The following is a 20,759-nucleotide window of genomic DNA, read 5'->3' as shown; positions in this document are numbered from 1 at the left end:
CGTCCGGCTGCTGCCGCTGCACCGGGAGCCCCGGTGGTACCGGCAACCGTAGCCGGTCGTCCGGATGCCAAGAAGGGCGGCGGCGCCAAGAAAGGCAACGAGCGCTGGGAAGAAGGCAAGAAGGGTGGCCGTGGTCTCAAGACCAAGGGCGGCGATGCCGGTAATGACTGGAAATCCCGCGGCGGCAAGGGCAAGCACAAGCAAAACAACCAGCATGCCTTCCAGGCTCCGACCGAGCCCATCGTGCATGACGTGCTGGTACCGGAAACCATCTCCGTGGCCGATCTGGCTCACCGCATGGCCGTCAAGGGCGTCGAGGTGATCAAGGTCCTGATGAAGATGGGCATGATGGTGACCATCAACCAGGTGCTGGACCAGGAAACCGCCATGATCGTGGTGGAAGAAATGGGCCACAAGCCGCGCGCGGCACAGGCGGATGATCCGGAAGCCTACCTGGAAAAACCGGAAGGCGAAGAAGTGGAAGTGGCAGTACTGCCGCGTCCGCCGGTCGTCACCGTGATGGGTCACGTCGACCATGGTAAAACCTCGCTGCTGGACTACATCCGTCGCGCCAAAGTGGCCGCGGGCGAAGCCGGTGGTATTACCCAGCACATCGGTGCCTACCACGTGGAAACCCCGCGCGGCATGATCACCTTCCTGGATACCCCGGGTCACGAAGCGTTTACCGCCATGCGTGCCCGTGGTGCCAAGGCGACAGACATCGTGGTGCTGGTGGTGGCTGCCGACGACGGCGTGATGCCGCAAACCATTGAAGCCATTCACCATGCCAAGGCTGCCAAGGTGCCGATGGTGGTGGCGGTCAACAAGATCGACAAGATGGGTGCCAACGCAGAGCGCATCCGCCAGGAACTGGTATCCCACGAAGTGGTGCCGGAAGATTGGGGTGGCGACACCCAGTTCGTCGAAGTGTCTGCCAAGCAGGGCACCAATATCGACGCGCTGCTGGAAGCCATCCTGCTGCAGGCTGAAGTACTGGAGCTGACCGCTCCGGTTGACGCTCCGGCCAAGGGTATCATCGTGGAAGCCCGTCTGGACAAGGGTCGTGGCCCGGTTGCCACGCTGCTGGTTCAGTCCGGCACCCTGAAGAAGGGCGATGTGGTACTGGCTGGTACGGCATTCGGTCGCGTTCGCGCCATGATCGACGAAAACGGCAAGGCCATCGAAAGTGCCGGCCCTGCCATCCCGGTGGAAATCCTGGGTCTGTCCGACGTACCGCAAGCCGGTGAAGACGCCATGGTGCTGACCGACGAGCGCAAGGCGCGTGAAATCGCCCTGTTCCGTGCCGGCAAGTTCCGTGACGTACGCCTGGCCAAGCAGCAAGCCGCCAAGCTGGAAAACATGTTCGCCCAGATGGCTGATGGCAGTGGCGAGGTGCAAACCTTGTCCATCATCATCAAGGCCGACGTACAGGGTTCCTACGAAGCTCTGGCTGGCAGCCTGCAGAAGCTGTCCACCGACGAAGTGCGCGTCAGCATCCTGCACTCCGGCGTGGGTGGTATCTCGGAATCGGACATCAACCTGGCGATCGCTTCCAAGGCCATCGTGATCGGCTTCAACACCCGTTCCGATGCCGCAGCGCGCAAGCTGGCCGAAAACGAAGGCGTGGACATCCGTTACTACAGCATCATTTACGATGCCGTGGACGAAGTGAAAGCAGCCTTGTCCGGCATGCTGGCTCCGGAGAAGAAGGAACAGATCCTGGGTACCGTCGAGATCCGTCAGGTGATCCCGGTCTCCAAGGTTGGCAACATTGCTGGTTGTATGGTGACCGACGGTCTGATCAAGCGTACCGCTTCGATCCGCCTGATCCGCAACCACGTGGTGGTGCACACCGGCGAACTGGACTCGCTCAAGCGCTTCAAGGACGACGTGAAGGAAGTGAAGCAGGGCTACGAATGTGGTCTGATGCTGAAGAACTTCAACGACATCCAGGAAGGCGACCAGCTGGAAGTGTTCGAAATCGTGGAAGTGGCCCGCTCGCTGTAAGCGGCACTTTCCCGGCGAGTGCAGTGCAAGCCATGGCTTGCCGGCGCTCGCCTTTTGCATTCAAGGCGGCTGACTGCTAGTCGGATACATCCGACTATCCGTTGGCCGCTTTCATGACTACAGGATGGAAATCATGGCCAAAGCCAGAAAAGGTTTCTCCCGCGCCGACCGCATTGCTGAACAGATTCAGCGCGAGCTGGCCGAACTGGTACGTACCGGTCTGAAAGACCCGCGTGCCGGCTGGATCACCATTACCGCCGTGCAAGTGACGCGTGACTATTCCCACGCCAAGGTGTTTTACACCGTGATGGACGAAAAGACCCGCGAAGTCAGCCAGGAAGCGCTGGAGCACTCCGCCGGTTACCTGCGTTCCGAACTGGGCCGCAGCATCAAGATGTTCACCACGCCGCAACTGCACTTTGTCTACGACGAATCGGTATCGCGCGGCATGCACATGACCAGCCTGATCAACCAGGTAGCTAAGGAAGACGCGGAAAAATTCGGTCAGGTCGATGCTGCTGCTCCGGCCGCAGATGAAGAAGGTAGCGCCGAATGAGCAAGCCGCGCAGCAACCGCCGCCAGATTGATGGCGTGCTGCTGATCGACAAGCCCTACGATATTTCCAGCAACAACGCGCTGCAAAAGGCGCGCTGGTTGCTTAATGCCGCCAAGGCAGGGCATACCGGCGTGCTGGACCCGCTGGCCACCGGCCTGTTGCCGATGTGCCTGGGGGAGGCCACCAAGTTTTCCTCCTATCTGCTGGATGCCGACAAGGGCTATCGCGCCACCGTACGTTTTGGTGCCGCCACCAGTACGGGGGACATCGAAGGTGAAGTGGTGCGCGAGTGCCCGATTGCCTTTGATGAAGCCAGCCTGCTGCAAGTGATGCAGCAGTTTGTCGGCGAGATCAGCCAGGTGCCGCCGATGTATTCAGCGCTCAAGCACCAGGGCAAGCCCTTGTACGAATATGCCCGCGAAGGTATCGAAATCCATCGCGAAGCACGCCAGATCACCATCCATTCGCTCCAGCTGGTCAGCTTTGATGGCGTGGAGGCGGTAATCGACGTGCTGTGCAGCAAGGGTACCTATATCCGCACGCTGGCCGAAGACATTGCCATTGCGCTGGATTGTGCAGCGCACCTGACCGGTTTGCGTCGTACCACGACTGGTGGTTTCCAGCTGTCCGAGGCGCACACGCTGGCCGATGTGGAAGCGCTGGATATGGCTGGTCGCGAAGCGCTGCTGTTGCCGGTCGACGTATTGGTGCAACACTTTCCGTCGCATACGCTGGATGCGGCCAGCGTCGGGCGTTTTATTCACGGACAGGCCGTGCGTTTTGTCGGCGAGTGTGCGAGAATGACGCGCTTTCGTGTTTACAGCGATGTGGATGCGGAGTTTCTGGGTCTGGCCGAGTTGCGGGATGATGACATGCTGCACCCGATCAGACTCCTGGCTGTCAAACAGGCAGCCTGCTAGCGAAGTGCGGATGGGTTGGGAAACCGGCTCGCTGCACTTGTCGGATCGCAAGATCCTTACCTGATTTGGAGTTACCCAAAATGGCAATGACCGCCGCCCAAAAAGCAGACATCGTTAAAAGCTTCCAGCACAAGGAAGGCGATACCGGTTCGTCCGAAGTGCAAATCGCACTGCTGACCGCTCGTATCAACGATCTGACCCCGCACTTCAAAGCCAACACCAAGGATCACCACAGCCGTCGTGGTCTGCTGAAGATGGTGAGCCGTCGTCGTCGCCTGCTTGACTACCTCAAGCGTACCGATGCTGACAGCTACCGCGCTCTGATTGCCCGTCTGGGTCTGCGCAAGTAATTGGTTCAGGTTTGAAAAAGTCGCAGCGAGTCTGCGACTTTTTCACGCTGGCCTTCAAGCACGCTGTATTACTGTGACAACGGGGGGAGCCTCTAGAAATTTTGATCGAAACCGGTCCGAATTTTTAGGGGTTCCCGTTGTGTTTTCAGCTTGAAAAAACAATTTTGACTAAGGGATGCCCTGTGTTCAATAAAATTACCAAAACGTTTCAGTATGGTAACCAGACCGTTACCCTGGAAACCGGCGAAGTAGCGCGCCAGGCTTCCGGCTCCGTTATTGTTTCTGTTGATGAAACCGTGGTTCTAGTCGCCGTTGTCGGCGGCAAAAATGTCAAGCCGGGCCAGGATTTCTTCCCGCTGACCGTAGACTATCTCGAGCGTACCTACGCTGCCGGTAAAATCCCGGGTGGCTTCTTCAAGCGCGAAGGCAAGCAGTCCGAGAAGGAAGTGCTGACCAGCCGCCTGATCGACCGTCCGATCCGCCCGCTGTTCCCGGAAGGCTTCTACCACGACGTACAGATCGTGGCTACCGTGCTGTCGCTGAATCCGGAAGTGGATTCCGACATCCCGGCCATGATCGGTGCTTCCGCTGCGCTGGCCATCTCCGGCCTGCCGTTTGCCGGCCCGATTGGTGCTGCCCGTGTGGGTTACGCCAATGGCGAATACATCCTGAACCCGACCAAGACCGAACTGGCCACTTCCGAAATGGATCTGGTGGTTGCCGGTACCGAGCGTGCCGTGCTGATGGTCGAGTCCGAAGCCAAGGAACTGTCCGAAGCCGTGATGCTGGGTGCCGTGGTATTTGGTCACGACCAGATGCAAGCCGCCATCAAGGCCATCAACGAACTGGCTGACGAAGTGAACCCGGTGATGTTCGACTGGACTGCTCCGGCCAAGAACGAAGAGCTGATCGCCCAGGTACGCGGCATTGCCGGTGCCAAGCTGGCTGATGCTTTCCGCCTGCGCCAGAAGCAAGCCCGCACCGTTGCCATCAACGAAGCCTGGGCCGACGTCAAGGCTGCGCTGATCAACGAAGATACCGACACCCTGCTGGCCAACGAAATCAAGGGCATCTTCAAGGGTCTGGAAGCTGAAATCGTCCGTGGCCAGATTCTGGCTGGCGAACCGCGTATCGACGGTCGCGACACCCGCACCGTGCGCCCGATCAGCATCCGCAGCAACGTGCTGCCGCGCACCCACGGTTCCGCCCTGTTTACCCGTGGCGAAACCCAGGGCCTGGTGGTAACCACGCTGGGCACCAAGCAGGACGAGCAGATCATCGACGCGCTGGCCGGTGAATACACCGAACGCTTCATGCTGCATTACAACTTCCCGCCGTACTCCACCGGTGAAGCCGGCCGCATGGGCCCGCCGAAGCGTCGTGAAATCGGCCACGGTCGTCTGGCCAAGCGTGCCCTGGTTGCCGTACTGCCGCCGGAATCCGAATTCGGTTACTCCATGCGTGTGGTTTCGGAAATCACCGAATCCAACGGTTCTTCCTCCATGGCTTCGGTTTGCGGTGGCTGCCTGTCGCTGCTGTCCGCCGGTGTGCCGCTGAAGGCCCACGTTGCCGGTATCGCCATGGGTCTGATCCTGGAAGGCAACCGTTTTGCCGTGCTGACCGACATCCTGGGTGATGAAGATCACCTGGGCGACATGGACTTCAAGGTAGCCGGTACTGCCGAAGGCATTACCGCCCTGCAGATGGACATCAAGATCCAGGGCATCACCAAGGAAATCATGCAGGTTGCCCTGGCACAAGCCAAGGAAGGCCGCCAGCACATCCTGGGCCTGATGAAGGAAGCCGTGGAAGGCCCGCAAGAGCTGTCCGCCCACGCTCCGCGTCTGTACGTGATGAAGATCAATCCGGAGAAAATCCGTGACGTGATCGGCAAGGGCGGCGAAACCATCCGCTCCATCACCAAGGACACCGGCACCGAGATCAATATCGAGGAAGATGGCACCATCACCATCGCCTCCATCTCCGGTGAAGGCGCCGAGGCTGCCAAGAAGCGTATTGAAGAAATCACCGTTGAAGTTGAAGTGGGCAAGATCTACGAAGGTACTGTAGTGAAGATCCTCGACAACAACGTCGGTGCCATCGTTTCCATCCTGCCGGGCAAGGATGGTCTGGTACACATTTCCCAGATCGCCAACGAGCGCATCAAGAATGTGTCCGACTACCTGAAAGAAGGCCAGGTTGTGAAGGTCAAGGCCATTGAAATGGATGATCGCGGTCGTATCCGCCTGTCCATCAAGGCGCTGCTGGAAGACGAATCCAAGGTTGCGCGCGAAACCGCCGACTCCTTTGGTCTGAAGACCCAGCAGTAATTCCTGGCAATCTGCCAAGCAAAAGCCCGCAGCAATGCGGGCTTTTTTGCGTCTGGCGGCAAGGAAGGGATGCCGGTGTGGATGTCGCGATTACGGCAGGCAGGACGCATGCTGCGCAGCATTTTGACCGCCAGATGGCGGCTGTGGCGACGATTTGTTTTGCAAGATACTGAAAATGAAGGTGAAAATGGCGGTTTGACGGGTTTGAGATAGGTCAAGTAATTTTATAAGCAGATGTCGCAAACCGGATATGGGTTGGCCGGAAGATTCGATTAGAATCATTTCAAGCGTATTAAATCATAACAATGCCGTTTACTGCCCCGGACAGCAGGCAGAAACGGAGGATCAAGCAGGAAGGGAACTATAAAGATGAGCAATTCGATCACCCGCGCTGATTTCGACCAGGTCATGGTCCCCAACTACGGCCCGGCTGCCTTCATTCCGGTCAAGGGCCTGGGATCGCGAGTCTGGGATCAGGATGGTCGTGAATTCATTGATCTGGCTGGCGGTATCGCCGTGAATTCGCTGGGCCATTGCCACCCGCAACTGGTGGCTGCGCTGACCGAACAGGCTGGCAAGCTGTGGCATGTGTCCAATGTGTTCACCAACGAGCCGGTACTGAAACTGGCTCATGCGCTGACTTCCGCCACCTTTGCCGATCGTGCCTTCTTCTGCAACTCCGGTGCCGAGGCCAATGAAGCCTGCTTCAAGCTGGCACGCAAATATGCCGCCGATCATTTCGGTCCGGAAAAGAACGAAATCATCTCCTGCAAGAATTCCTTCCACGGTCGCACCCTGTTTACCGTGAGCGTGGGTGGCCAGCCCAAGTACACCGAAGGCTTTGCCCCGGTACCGGCCGGCATCCACCATTTCGAGTTCAACAATATCGACTCCCTCAAGGCGGCCATCAGTGACAAGACCTGCGCCGTGGTCATCGAGCCGGTGCAAGGCGAGGGCGGCGTGCTGCCGGCCGACAAGGCCTTCCTGCAAGCTGCGCGTGAACTGTGCGACCAGCACAATGCGCTGCTGATTTTCGATGAAGTACAAACCGGTGTGGGCCGTACCGGCTCGCTGTACGCCTATCAGGAATATGGCGTAACACCGGACATCCTCTCCAGCGCCAAGTCGCTGGGTGGCGGTTTCCCGATTGGTGCCATGCTGACCACCGACAAGATTGCCCAGAGCTTCTCGGTCGGCACCCACGGTACCACTTACGGCGGCAACCCGCTGGCCGCCTCGGTTGCCCTCAAGGTGATCGAAATCGTCAACACCCCGGAAGTGCTGGCCGGTGTACGTGCCAAGAGCCAGCGCCTGCGCGATGGCCTGAATGCCATCAACGACAAGTACAAGGTATTCAAGGAAGTCCGTGGCATGGGCTTGCTGCTGGGCTGCGTACTGACCGATGCCTTTGCCGGCCGTGCCAAGGACTTCGTCAACGCTGCCAGCAAGCATCAGCTGTTGCTGCTGGTTGCCGGTGTCAATGTCGTGCGCATGGCACCGTCGCTGGTGGTGGAAGACCGCGACATCGACGAAGCGCTGCAGCGTTTTGATGCTGCCGTGGCCGAACTCGTCGCCGCCAAGTAAGCCCCGTTTTTTCCCGCAAGAGACACCACAGCCAGGCTTTGCCGTGGCTGTGGGTACGGCTGCGCCCGCGAAACGGCGCAGCGGCTTACCCCCCAGAGGGAGGTTTCCATGTTTATCGTGCGCCCAGTCCGCACTGCCGACTTGCCCGCCATCGAAAGAATGGCCGTAGCCAGCGGCATCGGTGTGACCAGCCTGCCCAACAATCGGGACAAGCTGTTCGAACGGATCCAGCAGTCCTCATCGTCGTTCGAGTTTGAAGCCACCGCAGAAACCGGCAGCGAATACTATATGTTCGTGCTGGAATCCGCCGGCGAAGTGGTGGGTACTGCCTCCATCAGCGCCTGTGCCGGTTTTGACGAGCCGTTTTACAGCTACCGCAGCGAAACCTTCGTGCATGCCTCGCGCACCCTCAAGGTGAACAACCGGGTGCATGTGCTCAATATCTGTCACGACCTTACCGGCATGGTGCAGCTGTGCGGCTTCTATGCCGATACCGTGCTGGAACCGCTGGCCGCCGAACTGCTGTCCCGTGCCCGCCTGCTGTTCATCGCCACGGCGCGGCAGCGCTTTGGCCGTCGCATCATTGCCGAAATGCAGGGCATTCATGACGATGCCGGTCAGTCGCCGTTCTGGAACGCCATTGGCCGCCGCTTCTTCAATATGGATTTCCTGCAGGTAGAACAGGCTTTCGTCGGCCACAGCAAAACCTTTATTGCCGAGCTGATGCCCAGCTATCCCATCTATGTGCCCTTGCTGCCGGACGATGCGCAAAACGCGATTGGCCAGATCCACGCCAATTTCGAGCGTCCCTGTCAGCTGCTTACCACCGAGGGCTTCGAGGCAGACAACTATATCGACATCTTTGATGGTGGCGCGGTGCTGACTGCCGAGCTGGACCGTCTGCAAACGCTGGAGCGCAACCGTTGTCATCCGGTGGAAGTGGCCGCCAGTCTGCCGGCCCAGGCCAGCATGCATCTGGTGTGCAACCAGCAAGTAGGTGACTTCGTGGCGGCAGCCATCCGCGTGGCCATTGTCGATGGTGTGGCCTTCATCAATCCGGATGCCGCCCAGGCGCTGGGTGTAAGCAGCGGCGACACCGTGCGTGTGGTCGGCTTGCAGCAAGGCTGAGGAGAGACAGCATGATGATTATCCGTCCGATCGCACATAGCGATCTGCCCGGCCTGATGAATCTGGCACGCAGTGCCGGAGTCGGCCTTACCTCCTTGCCGGTGAACGAAGAACGCCTGTCGCGTCGCATCAGCCGTTCGGTACTGTCCTTTGCTGGTGAGCTGGACCGTGCCGACCAGGGCTATGTATTCGTGCTGGAAGACAGCGAAACCGGCCAGGTTGGTGGTATCTGCGCGCTGGAAGCCGCCGTTGGCCTGAAGGAGCCCTGGTACAACTACCGCGTGGGCACCATCGTGCACGCCTCGGACGAACTGGGCGTGTACTCGCGTCACGAAACCCTGTTCCTGTCCAACGACCATACCGGTTATTCCGAGCTGTGCACCTTGTTCCTGCATCCGGATTTCCGCGCCAACCGCAATGGCGGCCTGCTGTCGAAAAGCCGCTTCCTGTTCCTGGCGCAATTCCCGCAATTGTTCGGCAAGACCGTGGTGGCGGAAATGCGTGGCGTATCCGATGCCGATGGCCGCTCACCCTTCTGGGAAGGGCTGGGGCGTCACTTCTTCTCCATCGATTTTGCCCAGGCGGATTACCTCACCGGCGTCGGCCAAAAGGCTTTTGTCGCCGAGCTGATGCCCAAGCACCCGGTGTATGTCGATTTCCTGCCGGCTGATGCCCAGGCGGTAATCGGCAAGACGCACGACAACACCCGCCCGGCCGTGGCCATGCTGGAGTCCGAAGGCTTCCGCTACGAAGGCTATGTCGACATCTTTGATGCCGGCCCTACCGTGCAGGCCTATACCAGCGAGATTCGTGCGGTGAAGGAAAGCCGCACCGTGACCGCCCGCGTACTGGACCCGCTGCCCGAAGGGGAGCGTTGCCATTATCTGGTTTCCAATCAGTCGCTGACCGGTTTCCGGGTGATTCTGGCACAAGCGCCAGCCCCCACTCATGAATTCTGCCTGACGCCGGAACAGGCGCAGGCCCTGAACGTGCAGGAAGGCGACCACGTACGCTGCGTGGCACTGTCGCCCAAGGAGAACGCATGACCACTTTGTATATCAATGGACAATGGCTGGCCGGTGCCGGCGCAGACCTGAGCAAGACCAACCCGGCCACGGCGGAGCTCATCTGGCAAGGGCAGGGCGCGGATGACGCGCAGGTTGATCAGGCTGTTGTGGCGGCACGTCTGGCCTTCAAGTCCTGGGCACGCACTGCACTGGACGAGCGCATTGCCATCGCCCGCCGCTTTGGCGAACTGCTGACGGCCAGCAAGGATGCGCTGGCCACCATTATTGCCAAGGAAACCGGCAAGCCGATGTGGGAAGCGCTGACCGAAGTCACCACCATGGTCAACAAGGTGGATATCTCGGTGAAGTCCTATCACGAGCGTACCGGCGAGCGCGCCGCGCCCATGGGTGATGCCCAGGCGGTGCTGCGTCACAAGCCGCATGGTGTGGTGGCCGTGTTCGGCCCGTACAACTTCCCCGGTCATTTGCCCAATGGCCATATCGTTCCTGCGCTGCTGGCCGGTAACTGCGTGTTGTTCAAGCCGTCGGAACTGACACCGTGGACCGCACAGGAAACAGTGCGTCTGTGGGCGGAAGCTGGCTTGCCGGCCGGGGTGATTGCCCTGCTGCAAGGTGCGCGTGAAACCGGCATCGCACTGGCCGGCCACAAGGGTATCGACGGCCTGTTCTTTACCGGCAGCTCGGCCACTGGCGAACTGCTGCACCGCAATTTCGGCGGTCAGCCGGACAAGATTGTGGCCCTGGAAATGGGCGGTAACAATCCGCTGATCGTGGAAGACGTGGCCGATGTCGATGCCGCCGTGCATCACATCATCCAGTCCGCATTCGTGTCGGCGGGACAACGCTGCACCTGCGCACGTCGCCTGCTGGTGCCGCAAGGTGCGTGGGGTGATGCGCTGCTGGCTCGCCTGGTTGAAGTCACCGCCAAGCTGAAAGTGGGGCAGTACGACGAACAACCGGCACCGTTCATGGGTGCGGTAATTTCCAATGCCGCCGCCGAAGCCTTGCTCAAGGCCCAGGCCTGGCTGCTGGAAAACGGTGGCAAGAGCCTGCTGGAAATGCGTCGCCTGACGCCGGATGCCGCCATCCTGTCGCCCGGCATCATCGACAGCACTGCGGTGGAGCGCCCGGACGAAGAATTCTTCGGCCCGCTGCTGCAAGTCATCCGCTATGCCGATTTTGATGAAGCCATCGCCATTGCCAACGACACCCGCTTTGGCCTGGCCGGTGGCGTGCTGTCGGATAGCCGTGCCTTGTACGAACGCTATCTGCTGGAAAGCCGCGCTGGCGTGGTCAACTGGAACAAGCCGCTGACTGGTGCTTCCAGTGCTGCGCCGTTTGGTGGCATCGGTGCCTCGGGCAATCATCGCCCCAGCGCCTACTATGCCGCGGATTACTGCGCTTACCCGGTGGCCTCGCTGGAATGCGACAGCCTGACCGTGCCTGCCCAACTTTCTCCGGGGATTACACTGTGAACGCCTACGAAGTGAATTTTGACGGCCTGGTTGGGCCGACACATAACTACAGCGGCCTGTCCTTTGGCAATGTGGCTTCCACCAGCAATACCAAGGCAGTGTCCAACCCCAAGCTGGCCGCCAAGCAGGGTCTGGCCAAGATGAAGGCGCTGCACGACCTGGGATTCAAGCAGGGCGTGCTGGCCCCGCACGAGCGCCCGGACGTGGCCAGCCTGCGCCGCCTGGGTTTTTCCGGGACGGATGGCGAAGTGGTGGCCCGCGCCGCCAAGGAAGCCCCGGCCATTCTGGCGGCAGCTTCGTCCGCTTCCTGCATGTGGACGGCCAATGCCGCTACGGTGAGCCCGTCCGGCGATACCGCGGACAAGCGGGTGCACTTTACCCCGGCCAATCTGAACAACAAATTCCACCGTTCCATCGAGCATCCCACCACGCGCCGTCTGTTGCAGGCGATGTTTGCCGACGAACAGCACTTCATGGTGCATGAAGCCCTGCCGGCACAAATGCACTTTGGTGATGAAGGTGCGGCCAACCATACCCGCTTCTGTGCGGAATATGATGCTGCCGGGGTAGAGTTCTTCGTGTTCGGCGCGGCAGCATTCGATGGCCGTTACCCGGCCCCGCAGCGCTTCCCGGCGCGACAGACGCTGGAAGCCTGCCAGGCCGTGGCGCGCCTGCATGGTTTGTCGGAATCCGGCGTGGTATATGCCCAGCAGGACCCGGCTACCATCGATGCCGGTGTGTTCCACAACGACGTGATTTCGGTGGGCAACCGCAATGTGCTGTTCCACCATGAAAAGTCTTTCCTGGAGCAGGGCAGGGTGCTGGAAGAGCTGTCACGCAAGCTGGCGGCCGTGGGTGGGCAGTTTGTACCGGTGGAAGTACCGGATGCCGAAGTGAGCGTGGCCGAGGCAGTGAAGAGCTATCTGTTCAACAGCCAGCTGCTGTCCAAGCCGGATGGAAGCATGATCATCGTGGTGCCGGAAGAATGCCGCAACGTCGAGCGCGTGTGGAGCTATCTGCAAAAGATGAGCAGCAGCGGCGGCCCGATCAATGAAATCCGCGTGTTCGATCTCAAACAGTCGATGCAGAATGGCGGCGGCCCGGCTTGCCTGCGTTTGCGCGTGGCGATGTCGGCCAGCGAAATTGCTGCAGTCAACCAGGGCGTGCTGATGAACGATGAACTGTTCGCGACGCTGAACGCCTGGGTGGAACGGCATTACCGCGATCGACTGAGTGCGGATGATCTGGCCGACCCCTTGCTGCTGGACGAATGCCGCACAGCGCTGGACGAGCTGACGCGCATCATGCGGCTGGGTTCGGTTTACCCCTTCCAGCTGGCCTGAGCCAGATCATGCATCAGGGCAGGGCGATGTCTTCATTCCGGTCAGTCGCCCTGTTTCTGTCTATGTATAAAGCCACCTGCGGGTGGCTTTTGTGCTGTTATGGGGCGCTGCTGCATTTTTTGCCACATTGTGGGGCAAATTTCCCGTTTTCAGCGCCAAAAAACTGGCCCGACTCTTGCTATAGAGGCCGCAACAAACTGTTTTGTCTGTACTGCTTGCTTAATGATGTAGTGAGCCGACAAAAATTTTGCAGGCATGGGGTGTGTTCAGTCTGGCGGACGATTGTATCCCGAAGATTGTATGCATTCGAATGAGTGCGAAAATTCTGTGTTCGCATTGGAATGCGAATGAACATTTCTTTTCGGTTGCGAATATTTTCAAGGGGAAACATGTCAAAAATGTGAAAATGCAGGCTTTGCCAGGTGTGTTCTCGCGCAGTGAAGATATCCGATATTATCTTGCTGCAGCGCAGTAATATACTTGTGAAAAAGTCAATAAAATCAATAACTTGTAATAATCTTAAATGATTTGCCTTTTTGCTGTTTTTCACCGGTTTTTCAGATTGACAGTCGATTGAATCCACACGCATAATCCGTGCGGCTGTCAGACAGAAACCAGGAAAATGGTTCGATACGACAGGCAACAACTACAGGTGGCATAAGAAGAGGGGAAGCCCTACAAGCTGCTGGGTCGTTTAAATCAAAGGAGATCTCCCACGTGGACATTTTTTTCCAACAGATCCTCAATGGTCTGGTACTTGGTAGCATCTATGCGCTGATCGCGCTGGGTTACACCATGGTGTACGGGATCATGGGGCTCATCAACTTCGCCCATGGCGAAGTCGTGATGATTGGTGCAATGGTTTGCATTACCGTCGTTTCTACCCTGATGCACTCGGGTGTGGACCTTCCAGGCTGGGCTATCGTGCTGATCGGCACGCTGGTTGCCATTCCGGCTTGCGCCTTGCTGGGCTTTGTCATTGAGCGGGTGGCTTACCGTCCGTTGCGTGGCGCCCAGCGTCTGGCTCCGCTGATTACCGCGATTGGCTTGTCCATTTCGCTGCAGCAGATTGCCATCCTGATCTGGGGCCGCAACTACATCCCGTTCCCTGACCTGCTGAATGCAGACACCGTCAGCATCATGGGTGCCAGCATTACCAAGCTGCAAATCATGATCGTGGTGCTGTGCCTGGTGCTGATGACCGGCCTCCTGGTTGTGGTTGAGAAAACCAAGCTGGGTCGCGCCATGCGTGCCACCAGTCAGAACCCGGCCGTGGCCGGCCTGATGGGTGTCAACGTCAATACCATCATTTCCGCCACCTTCATGCTGGGCTCCGCCCTGGGTGCGATTGCCGGTGTAATGGTTGCTACCAACTATTCCCAAGCTCACTACTATATGGGCTTCATGATCGGCCTGAAGGCGTTTACCGCTGCGGTGCTGGGTGGTATCGGCAATCTGGGTGGTGCAGTGGCCGGCGGTATCCTGCTGGGCATCATCGAAAGCCTGGGTGCAGGTTACATCGGTCAGCTGACCGGTGGCTTCCTGGGTTCCAACTATCAGGACATCTTTGCCTTCATGGTGCTGATCCTGGTGCTGATTTTCCGTCCGTCCGGCCTGCTGGGCGAAAAGATGGCTGACCGCGCCTGATCCGGGGGAGAAATAACATGAGCAAGGCATTTGATTCCAAACAAATCGGGCTGTTCATCGCCAGCGGCATTGCCCTGTGCGTACTGCCCTTCGTGGTAGGCGGCGCGCTGGGTAATTCCTGGGTGCGTATCGTCGACTTCGCGCTGTTGTACGTGATGCTGGCACTGGGCCTTAACATCGTGGTGGGCTTTGCCGGCCTGCTCGACCTGGGCTTCATCGCCTTCTATGCCGTGGGTGCCTACACCTACGCATTGCTGGGTTCGCCGCACTTCGGCATTCACTGGCCCTTCTATGTCACCATTCCGCTGGGTGCGCTGTTTGCCGCCTTCTTCGGTATTCTGCTCGGTACTCCGGTACTGCGCCTGAAGGGTGACTATCTGGCCATCGTGACGCTGGGTTTCGGTGAAATCATCCGTATCTTCATGAACAACCTGAACGCGCCGGTCAACATCACCAACGGCCCGCAAGGTATCAACCTGATCGACCCGATCCGCGTTGGCGCTGCCGACCTGGGTTCGCCGATCAACCTGTTCGGCATGTCCCTGCCGCCGGTCTATCTGTACTACTACCTGTTCCTGGTATTGACCGTCATCGTGGTGATCATGGCTTCCCGCCTGCAGCACTCCCGTATCGGCCGTGCCTGGGTTGCGCTGCGTGAAGACCAGATTGCCGCTTCGGCCATGGGTATCAACATCCGCAACATCAAGCTGCTGGCCTTTGCACTGGGTGCGCTGTCCGGTGGTGTGGCTGGTGGCCTGTTCTCTGCCTTCCAGGGTTTTGTATCGCCGGAATCCTTCAGCTTGCTGGAGTCCATCATGATCCTGGCCATGATCGTTCTGGGTGGCATGGGTAACATCGCCGGTGTGATCCTGGGTGCTGTCGTGCTGACCATTGCGCCGGAAATCCTGCGTGACGTGATTGGCCCGCTGCAGATGAAGACCATGGGTCGCATGCTGATCGACCCGGAAAACGCCCGCATGCTGCTGTTCGGCATTGCCATGGTGGTGATGATGCTGGTTCGTCCGGAAGGCATGCTGCCGTCCAAGCGCCGCAAGGCCGAATTCAAGGACGCCAAAGAAGCGGCTGCGCAGAAAGGTTAAGTCATGGCTGAAGTACTGCTGAAAATCGAAGGCATCAACAAGCGTTTTGGCGGTCTGCACGCACTGAGCGATGTCGGCCTGACCATCAACAAGGGTGAAATCTACGGTCTGATCGGCCCGAACGGTGCCGGCAAGACCACGCTGTTCAACGTGCTGACCGGCCTGTACGTCCCGGACGAAGGTTCCTTCACCTTCGACGGCCACAACCTGTTCCAGGCCAAGCCGCACGTGGTGGTGAACGCCGGTATCGCCCGTACTTTCCAGAACATCCGTTTGTTCGCGGAAATGACTGCGCTGGAAAACGTGATGGTGGGTCGCCACATCCGTTCCAAGGCCGGCGCACTGGGCGCGGTACTGCGTGACCGGCGTACCCGCGAGGAAGAAAAGGCGATTACCGCCAAGGCCTGGGAACTGCTGGAATACGTAGGCATTGCCGACGTGGCCGACGAACGTGCCCGCAACCTGTCCTACGGCCACCAGCGTCGTCTGGAAATCGCCCGTGCGCTGGCCACCGAGCCCAAGCTGCTGGCACTGGACGAACCGGCTGCCGGTATGAACCCGCGTGAAACCGAAGAGCTCAAGGAGCTGATGAGCAAGATCGCCAAGAGCGGTACTACGGTTTTGCTGATTGAACACGACGTCAAACTCATGATGGGTCTGTGTGACCGTATTGCGGTGCTGGATTACGGCAAGAAGATTGCCGAGGGCATTCCGGAAGAAGTACGCAAGAACCCGAGAGTGATTGAAGCTTACCTGGGAGCGGCACACGCATGAGCCTTCTGGAAGTTAAAAACCTGCAAGTGGCTTACGGCGGCATTCAGGCTGTTCGTGGCGTGGATTTCCACATCAACCAGGGCGAGCTGGTCACCCTGATCGGTGCCAACGGTGCCGGCAAGACCACCACCCTGAAAACCCTGATCGGCATGGTGAAGCCGTCCGGCGGCAGCATCACTTACGATGGCAAGCTGAACGGTACCATTCCGTCCCACGACTATGTGCGTCATGGTCTGGTGATGGTGCCGGAAGGCCGTGGCATCTTCAGCAAGCTGACGGTGGAAGAAAACCTGCAAATGGGTGCCTACTACCGCAATGACAAGGCGGCCATCCAGAGCGAAATCGAGCGCGTGTACGAACTGTTCCCGCGCCTGAAAGAGCGTTACAAGCAGCTGGCCGGCACCCTGTCCGGCGGCGAACAGCAAATGGTGGCCATGGGCCGTGCCATGCTGTCCAAGCCCAAGCTGCTGCTGCTGGATGAACCGTCCATGGGACTGGCGCCCATCATCGTGGAAAAGATCTTCGAGATCATCCAGATGATTGCCAAGGAAGGCGTGACCATGCTGCTGGTGGAGCAGAACGCCAAACTGGCCCTGGAAGTGTCCCAGCGCGGTTATGTGATGGAAAGCGGCCGTATCACCATGGGTGGCCCGGCGCGCGAATTGCTCGACGACGAACGCGTGCGTAACGCCTACCTCGGCGAGTAAGCAAAAGAGTCTTCAATGACAGCAACGATTAGCCCCGAAGTACTGGTCCACCAGCTCTTCGGGGCCTTTTTATTGCCCCCGCTGCTTTTCATTCTCCCCGTCGCCCTGGGGCTGTTGCTGCGCCGCCGTGCGCCTGCCATGGGGGCCAGTCTGGTATGTGTCGGCCTGCTGCTGGCCTATCTGTTGTCCATTCCCCGTACTGCCATGTGGCTGAATGGCGGACTGGAGCGCTACCCCGTCGTTTCCACGGCCCAGCTGCAACAGCAACAGGCCATCGTGGTGCTGGGCGGCGGCAAGAAACCGGCTCCCGAATACGAGCGTAACGAACCCAGTGCCGATACCCAGACCCGGCTGCGCTACGCCGCCTTTCTGGCACGGCGCACTCATCTGCCTCTGCTGGTGACCGGTGGCTCGCCCTATGGTGGCGAGCCGGAAGGCGAGGTGATGGCGCGAACCCTGCAACAGGACTACGGCCTGTCAGTACGCTGGGTGGAAATGCAGTCCAATACCACGCTGGAGAACGCCCGTTACAGTGCGCTCATGCTGAAAAAGGCCGGTATCAGCCGTATCGTGCTGGTCAGCCAGGGCTGGCATTTGCGCCGCGCGCTGCCGTTTTTTCAGGCCCAGGGCCTGAATGTGCTGCCTGCACCCACCGGTTTTGTCCGTTATGATGGCGCAGGGCTGGCCTGGTATCTGCCCACCGGGCGGGCCATGCAGGAATGCCATTCCGCCTTGCGCGAATGGCTGGGCATTTTCTTTTACTCGGTACAAGGCTGGTTGCACGGCAGGGCCACGCAGCCGGATTGATGCCGGGTCAACTCCGAGCAAGAGGTGTGAAGCGTGAACGTTGCAGCCATCATCATCGGCGATGAATTATTGTCCGGCAAACGGCAGGACAAGCATTTGCAATCCCTGATCCGCATTCTGGCGGCGCGTGGCCTGAGCCTGGCCGCTGCGGAGTACGTGGGTGACGACCAGGCACGCATCACCGCCGCCTTGCAGCGTGCCTTTGCCAGCGGCGAACTGGTGTTCAGTTTTGGCGGCATCGGTGCCACCCCGGACGACCACACCCGCAGCTGTGCCGGACAGGCGCTGGGCTTGCCGCTGGAGGTTCACCCCGAAGCCGGTGCGCTGATCGAGGCACGCTTTGGCGAGGATGCCTATCCGCACCGCATCAATATGGCGATGTTCCCGTCAGGCAGCCGCATCATCCCCAATCCGGTGAACCAGATTGCCGGTTTCTCCCATGGTGATGTGCATTTCGTGCCGGGCTTTCCCGCCATGGCCTGGCCGATGATCGAATGGGTGCTGGACAGCCAGTACCGCCATCTGTTCAATGACAGCCCGGATGTGGAAGCCGGGGTGATTGCGCTGAATGCGCGCGAGGGCGACCTGATCACCCTGATGCAGGATTTCAGCCAGCGTTATCCTGCCCTCAAGCTGTCCAGCCTGCCCAGTTTTGGCAACGAAACCATTCCGCAGATGCACATCGACTTCGGCTTCACCGGCCAGCGCCAGCTGGTGGACATTGCCATTGCCGAATGGCGCAAGGCACTGACGGCGGCGGGGTATACCTTGCGCGAACGGTCTTGATCTGTTGTGTGGCACAGCTGAGAAAGGGGCTTTACGCCCCTTTTTGTTTTGTTGGACCTTGCCTCAGCGCCCGGTTTTCAGCTGTGTCCACAGCCGGTTTTGCAGCCGCATGATGTCAGCCGGTACCGGCTCCAGCAGGAACAGCTTGTTGATGAGGGCCGGTGGCGGGTAGATGGCCGGGTCGTTGGCAATCTCCGGTTTTACGAACTTGCGCGCCGCCGCATTGGCAGTAGGGTAGAACACGGTATTGGTGATGCCGGCGTTCACCTGCGGAGTTTGCATGTAGTTGATCCACTGCAGGGCGGAATCGACATTCTTGGCTCCCTTGGGAATCACCATCACGTCAAACCACAGCGGTGCACCGGTCCGGGGAATGTAATAGGCCAGCTGGTAGGGGCGTTTGGCTTCGGCGGCGCGGGTTTTGGCGATCACCACGTCACCGGAGTAGCCCAGCACCATGCAGATATCGCCATTGGCCAGTTCATTGATATAGCCGGACGAGCTGAAACGCTTGATATAGGGGCGGATTTTTTGCAGGGTCTGGAAGGCCGCCTGATAGTCGGCCGGGTTGCGGCTGTTAGGTTGCTTGCCCAGATAGTGCAGGGTGGTGGCGAACACGGCCTTGGCATCGTCCAGTACCGAAATGCCGCAGCCTTTCAGTTTTGCCGCTTTTTGCGGGTTGAACAGATTGTCCCAGTCGTCCAGCGGCGCGTCCTTGCCCAGTAGCGGCTGTACCTTGGTCAGGTTGTAGCCCAGGCCGTCGGTTCCGTAGGCCCAGGGAACACCATACAGATTGCCCGGGTCGGCACCGGCTATCTTGGCCATCAGTGCCGAGTCCAGGTTACGCAGATTGGGCAGCTTGCTCTTGTCCAGCTTCTGGAAGGCCCCGGCCTGAATCTGCTTGGCCATGAAGTCCGAGGTGGGAGTAACGATGTCGTAGCCGGAGCTGCCGGTCAGCAGCTTGGATTGCAGGGTTTCATTGCTGTCGTAGTTGTCGTAGCGCACCTTGATGCCGGTCTGCTTTTCAAAGCCGGGAATGGTGTCCTTGGCAATGTAGTCGGACCAGTTATAGACATTCAGCACCCCGGCGGCGCTGGACGCCTGGCTGGCAGCGGCCAGCAACAGGGCGGAGGCAAGCAGATTTCTGGTTTTCATGGCTGGTTTCCTGAGCGGTTGTATACGTCGTCATGAAAGACCTTGGACTGTTGCTGTCTGGCATGGTTTCGCTACGCGCATGACAACCGTCCAAACTGCCCTGTGTGAATACGCCGGATGCAAAAAAGCCCGGCACCAGGCCGGGCAGGGACAGACAAGAAACCGGATTCAGTCTTGCGGATGGAAATACTGCAGGATGCTGGAAAAATCCAGCTGGCCATTACCGGCAGCCGCATGGTTCTCGTACAGATTGCGCGCCAGCGTGCCCAGTGGTGTGGCGGCATGGCTGTCCAGCGCGGTGGTTTCGGCCAGGCCCAGGTCTTTGAGCATCAGCGCAGTCATGAAGCCGCCGCTATAGCCACGGCTGCCGGGGCGGTTTCCATCACCCCCGGCCATGGGTTGTACAGCTCCAGCGCCCAGTTGCGGCCGGAGCTCTTGCTCATGATGTCCGACAGTACTTTCGGGTCCAGCCCGTTCTTCACCCCCAGTGCCAGCGCCTCGGCGGTGCCTGCCATCAGGATGCCCAGCAGCATGTTGTTGCAGATCTTGGCGGTCTGGCCCGCGCCGTTGCCACCAGCGTGGAAAATGTTCTTGCCCATGGCCTCCAGCAACGGGCGTGCTTCGGCCAGATCGGCCTCGTCACCGCCGACGATAAAGGTGAGCGTACCGGCAGCTGCCCCGGCGGTGCCGCCGGAAACCGGCGCGTCCAGCATGCGCAGGCCAGCTGCAGTGGCAGCATCGGCCACCTTGCGTGCATCGCTGGCGGCGATAGTGCTGCAGTCAATCACCAGCGTACCCTTGGGCAGGCTGGCAAACAGCCCTTGCTCGCCCAGATACAGCGCCTGCACATGCTTGCCGGCGGGCAGCATGGAAATCACCACGCTGGCACCTTGTACGGCGTCCAGTGCGCTGCTGGCGGCACGGGCACCGGCGGCTTGCAGCCTGGCCAGTGCGTCGGCGGACAAATCGAAAGCGGCGACGCTAAACCCCTTGGCCACCAGATTGAGCGCCATCGGCCCACCCATATTGCCCAGTCCGATGAAGGCGATGTGTGTCATTGTC

Annotated in this window: 19 protein-coding genes; 16 read left to right on the top strand and 3 right to left on the bottom strand. The window is 59.4% G+C overall.

Translation table 11 applies throughout. The features are described 5' to 3' along the window. The 16 genes from infB to AWT75_RS16140 all read left to right on the top strand — a co-directional run. On the top strand, positions 1-2,007 hold a 2,007-nt coding region (gene infB, locus AWT75_RS16215), incomplete at its 5' end, for a translation initiation factor IF-2 (RefSeq protein ID WP_062790500.1). A gap of 133 nt (positions 2,008-2,140) precedes the next feature. Further along, complete coding sequence (rbfA, locus tag AWT75_RS16210) at positions 2,141-2,563, top strand: 30S ribosome-binding factor RbfA (protein ID WP_045845353.1); 423 nt, start codon at positions 2,141-2,143, stop codon at positions 2,561-2,563. After that, positions 2,560-3,483 carry a tRNA pseudouridine(55) synthase TruB gene (gene truB / locus AWT75_RS16205; RefSeq protein WP_062790485.1) on the top strand — a complete coding sequence of 308 codons (924 nt, stop codon included), beginning with the start codon at positions 2,560-2,562 and terminating at the stop codon, positions 3,481-3,483. Before rbfA ends, truB begins: the two co-directional genes overlap by 4 nt. An 80-nt stretch (positions 3,484-3,563) precedes the next feature. Next, positions 3,564-3,833 (top strand): 30S ribosomal protein S15, encoded by a 270-nt coding sequence (gene rpsO / locus AWT75_RS16200; RefSeq protein WP_045845302.1) that lies wholly within the window; start codon positions 3,564-3,566, stop codon positions 3,831-3,833. Positions 3,834-4,015: 182 nt separating this feature from the next. Beyond that, positions 4,016-6,163 carry a polyribonucleotide nucleotidyltransferase gene (pnp, locus tag AWT75_RS16195; RefSeq protein ID WP_045845301.1) on the top strand — a complete coding sequence of 716 codons (2,148 nt, stop codon included), beginning with the start codon at positions 4,016-4,018 and terminating at the stop codon, positions 6,161-6,163. A 369-nt stretch (positions 6,164-6,532) separates the two neighbouring features. Further along, positions 6,533-7,747 carry an aspartate aminotransferase family protein gene (locus AWT75_RS16190; protein WP_045845300.1) on the top strand — a complete coding sequence of 405 codons (1,215 nt, stop codon included), beginning with the start codon at positions 6,533-6,535 and terminating at the stop codon, positions 7,745-7,747. Positions 7,748-7,855: 108 nt separating this feature from the next. Next, a complete protein-coding gene (gene aruF / locus AWT75_RS16185; RefSeq protein ID WP_045845299.1) occupies positions 7,856-8,875 on the top strand; it encodes an arginine/ornithine succinyltransferase subunit alpha in 1,020 nt (339 codons plus the stop codon). A gap of 11 nt (positions 8,876-8,886) precedes the next feature. Continuing rightward, a complete protein-coding gene (gene astA / locus AWT75_RS16180) occupies positions 8,887-9,921 on the top strand; it encodes an arginine N-succinyltransferase (protein ID WP_045845298.1) in 1,035 nt (344 codons plus the stop codon). Then, positions 9,918-11,378, top strand: a complete 1,461-nt coding sequence (gene astD, locus AWT75_RS16175; RefSeq protein ID WP_062790482.1) for a succinylglutamate-semialdehyde dehydrogenase — start codon at positions 9,918-9,920, stop codon at positions 11,376-11,378. The genes astA and astD overlap by 4 nt, the downstream gene beginning before the upstream one ends. Next, positions 11,375-12,721 (top strand): N-succinylarginine dihydrolase, encoded by a 1,347-nt coding sequence (gene astB / locus AWT75_RS16170; RefSeq protein WP_062790479.1) that lies wholly within the window; start codon positions 11,375-11,377, stop codon positions 12,719-12,721. The genes astD and astB overlap by 4 nt, the downstream gene beginning before the upstream one ends. Before the next feature lie 717 nt (positions 12,722-13,438). After that, entirely contained in the window at positions 13,439-14,368 is a 930-nt protein-coding gene (locus AWT75_RS16165) for a branched-chain amino acid ABC transporter permease (RefSeq protein ID WP_062790476.1), read from the top strand. A 17-nt stretch (positions 14,369-14,385) separates the two neighbouring features. Further along, positions 14,386-15,468, top strand: a complete 1,083-nt coding sequence (locus tag AWT75_RS16160) for an ABC transporter permease subunit (protein ID WP_045845294.1) — start codon at positions 14,386-14,388, stop codon at positions 15,466-15,468. Positions 15,469-15,471: 3 nt separating this feature from the next. Further along, complete coding sequence (locus tag AWT75_RS16155; protein ID WP_045845293.1) at positions 15,472-16,242, top strand: ABC transporter ATP-binding protein; 771 nt, start codon at positions 15,472-15,474, stop codon at positions 16,240-16,242. After that, positions 16,239-16,949 (top strand): ABC transporter ATP-binding protein, encoded by a 711-nt coding sequence (locus tag AWT75_RS16150; RefSeq protein ID WP_045845292.1) that lies wholly within the window; start codon positions 16,239-16,241, stop codon positions 16,947-16,949. Before AWT75_RS16155 ends, AWT75_RS16150 begins: the two co-directional genes overlap by 4 nt. Before the next feature lie 15 nt (positions 16,950-16,964). Then, positions 16,965-17,756 (top strand): YdcF family protein, encoded by a 792-nt coding sequence (locus AWT75_RS16145; RefSeq protein ID WP_062790473.1) that lies wholly within the window; start codon positions 16,965-16,967, stop codon positions 17,754-17,756. Between the two features lie 33 nt (positions 17,757-17,789). Further along, entirely contained in the window at positions 17,790-18,542 is a 753-nt protein-coding gene (locus tag AWT75_RS16140; protein WP_062790470.1) for a competence/damage-inducible protein A, read from the top strand. A gap of 63 nt (positions 18,543-18,605) precedes the next feature. Here AWT75_RS16140 and AWT75_RS16135 read toward each other — a convergent pair whose 3' ends face one another. The 3 genes from AWT75_RS16135 to mmsB all read right to left on the bottom strand — a co-directional run bounded on the left by AWT75_RS16135 (position 18,606) and on the right by mmsB (position 20,755). Then, positions 18,606-19,697: a polyamine ABC transporter substrate-binding protein gene (locus AWT75_RS16135; RefSeq protein WP_062790467.1), complete on the bottom strand. Its 1,092-nt coding sequence runs from the start codon at positions 19,695-19,697 to the stop codon at positions 18,606-18,608. Between the two features lie 168 nt (positions 19,698-19,865). Further along, positions 19,866-20,039: an NAD-binding protein gene (locus tag AWT75_RS23965; RefSeq protein ID WP_275575761.1), complete on the bottom strand. Its 174-nt coding sequence runs from the start codon at positions 20,037-20,039 to the stop codon at positions 19,866-19,868. Then, positions 20,036-20,755, bottom strand: a complete 720-nt coding sequence (mmsB, locus tag AWT75_RS16130) for a 3-hydroxyisobutyrate dehydrogenase (protein ID WP_275575760.1) — start codon at positions 20,753-20,755, stop codon at positions 20,036-20,038. Before mmsB ends, AWT75_RS23965 begins: the two co-directional genes overlap by 4 nt. Positions 20,756-20,759 lie beyond the last annotated feature (4 nt).

The organism is Aquitalea pelogenes (assembly GCF_001515305.1).
GTDB classification, from domain to species: Bacteria; Pseudomonadota; Gammaproteobacteria; order Burkholderiales; family Chromobacteriaceae; genus Aquitalea; species Aquitalea pelogenes.
Note: the sequence above shows the minus strand (reverse complement) of the source record. Positions and strands in the feature narration are given on the sequence as shown.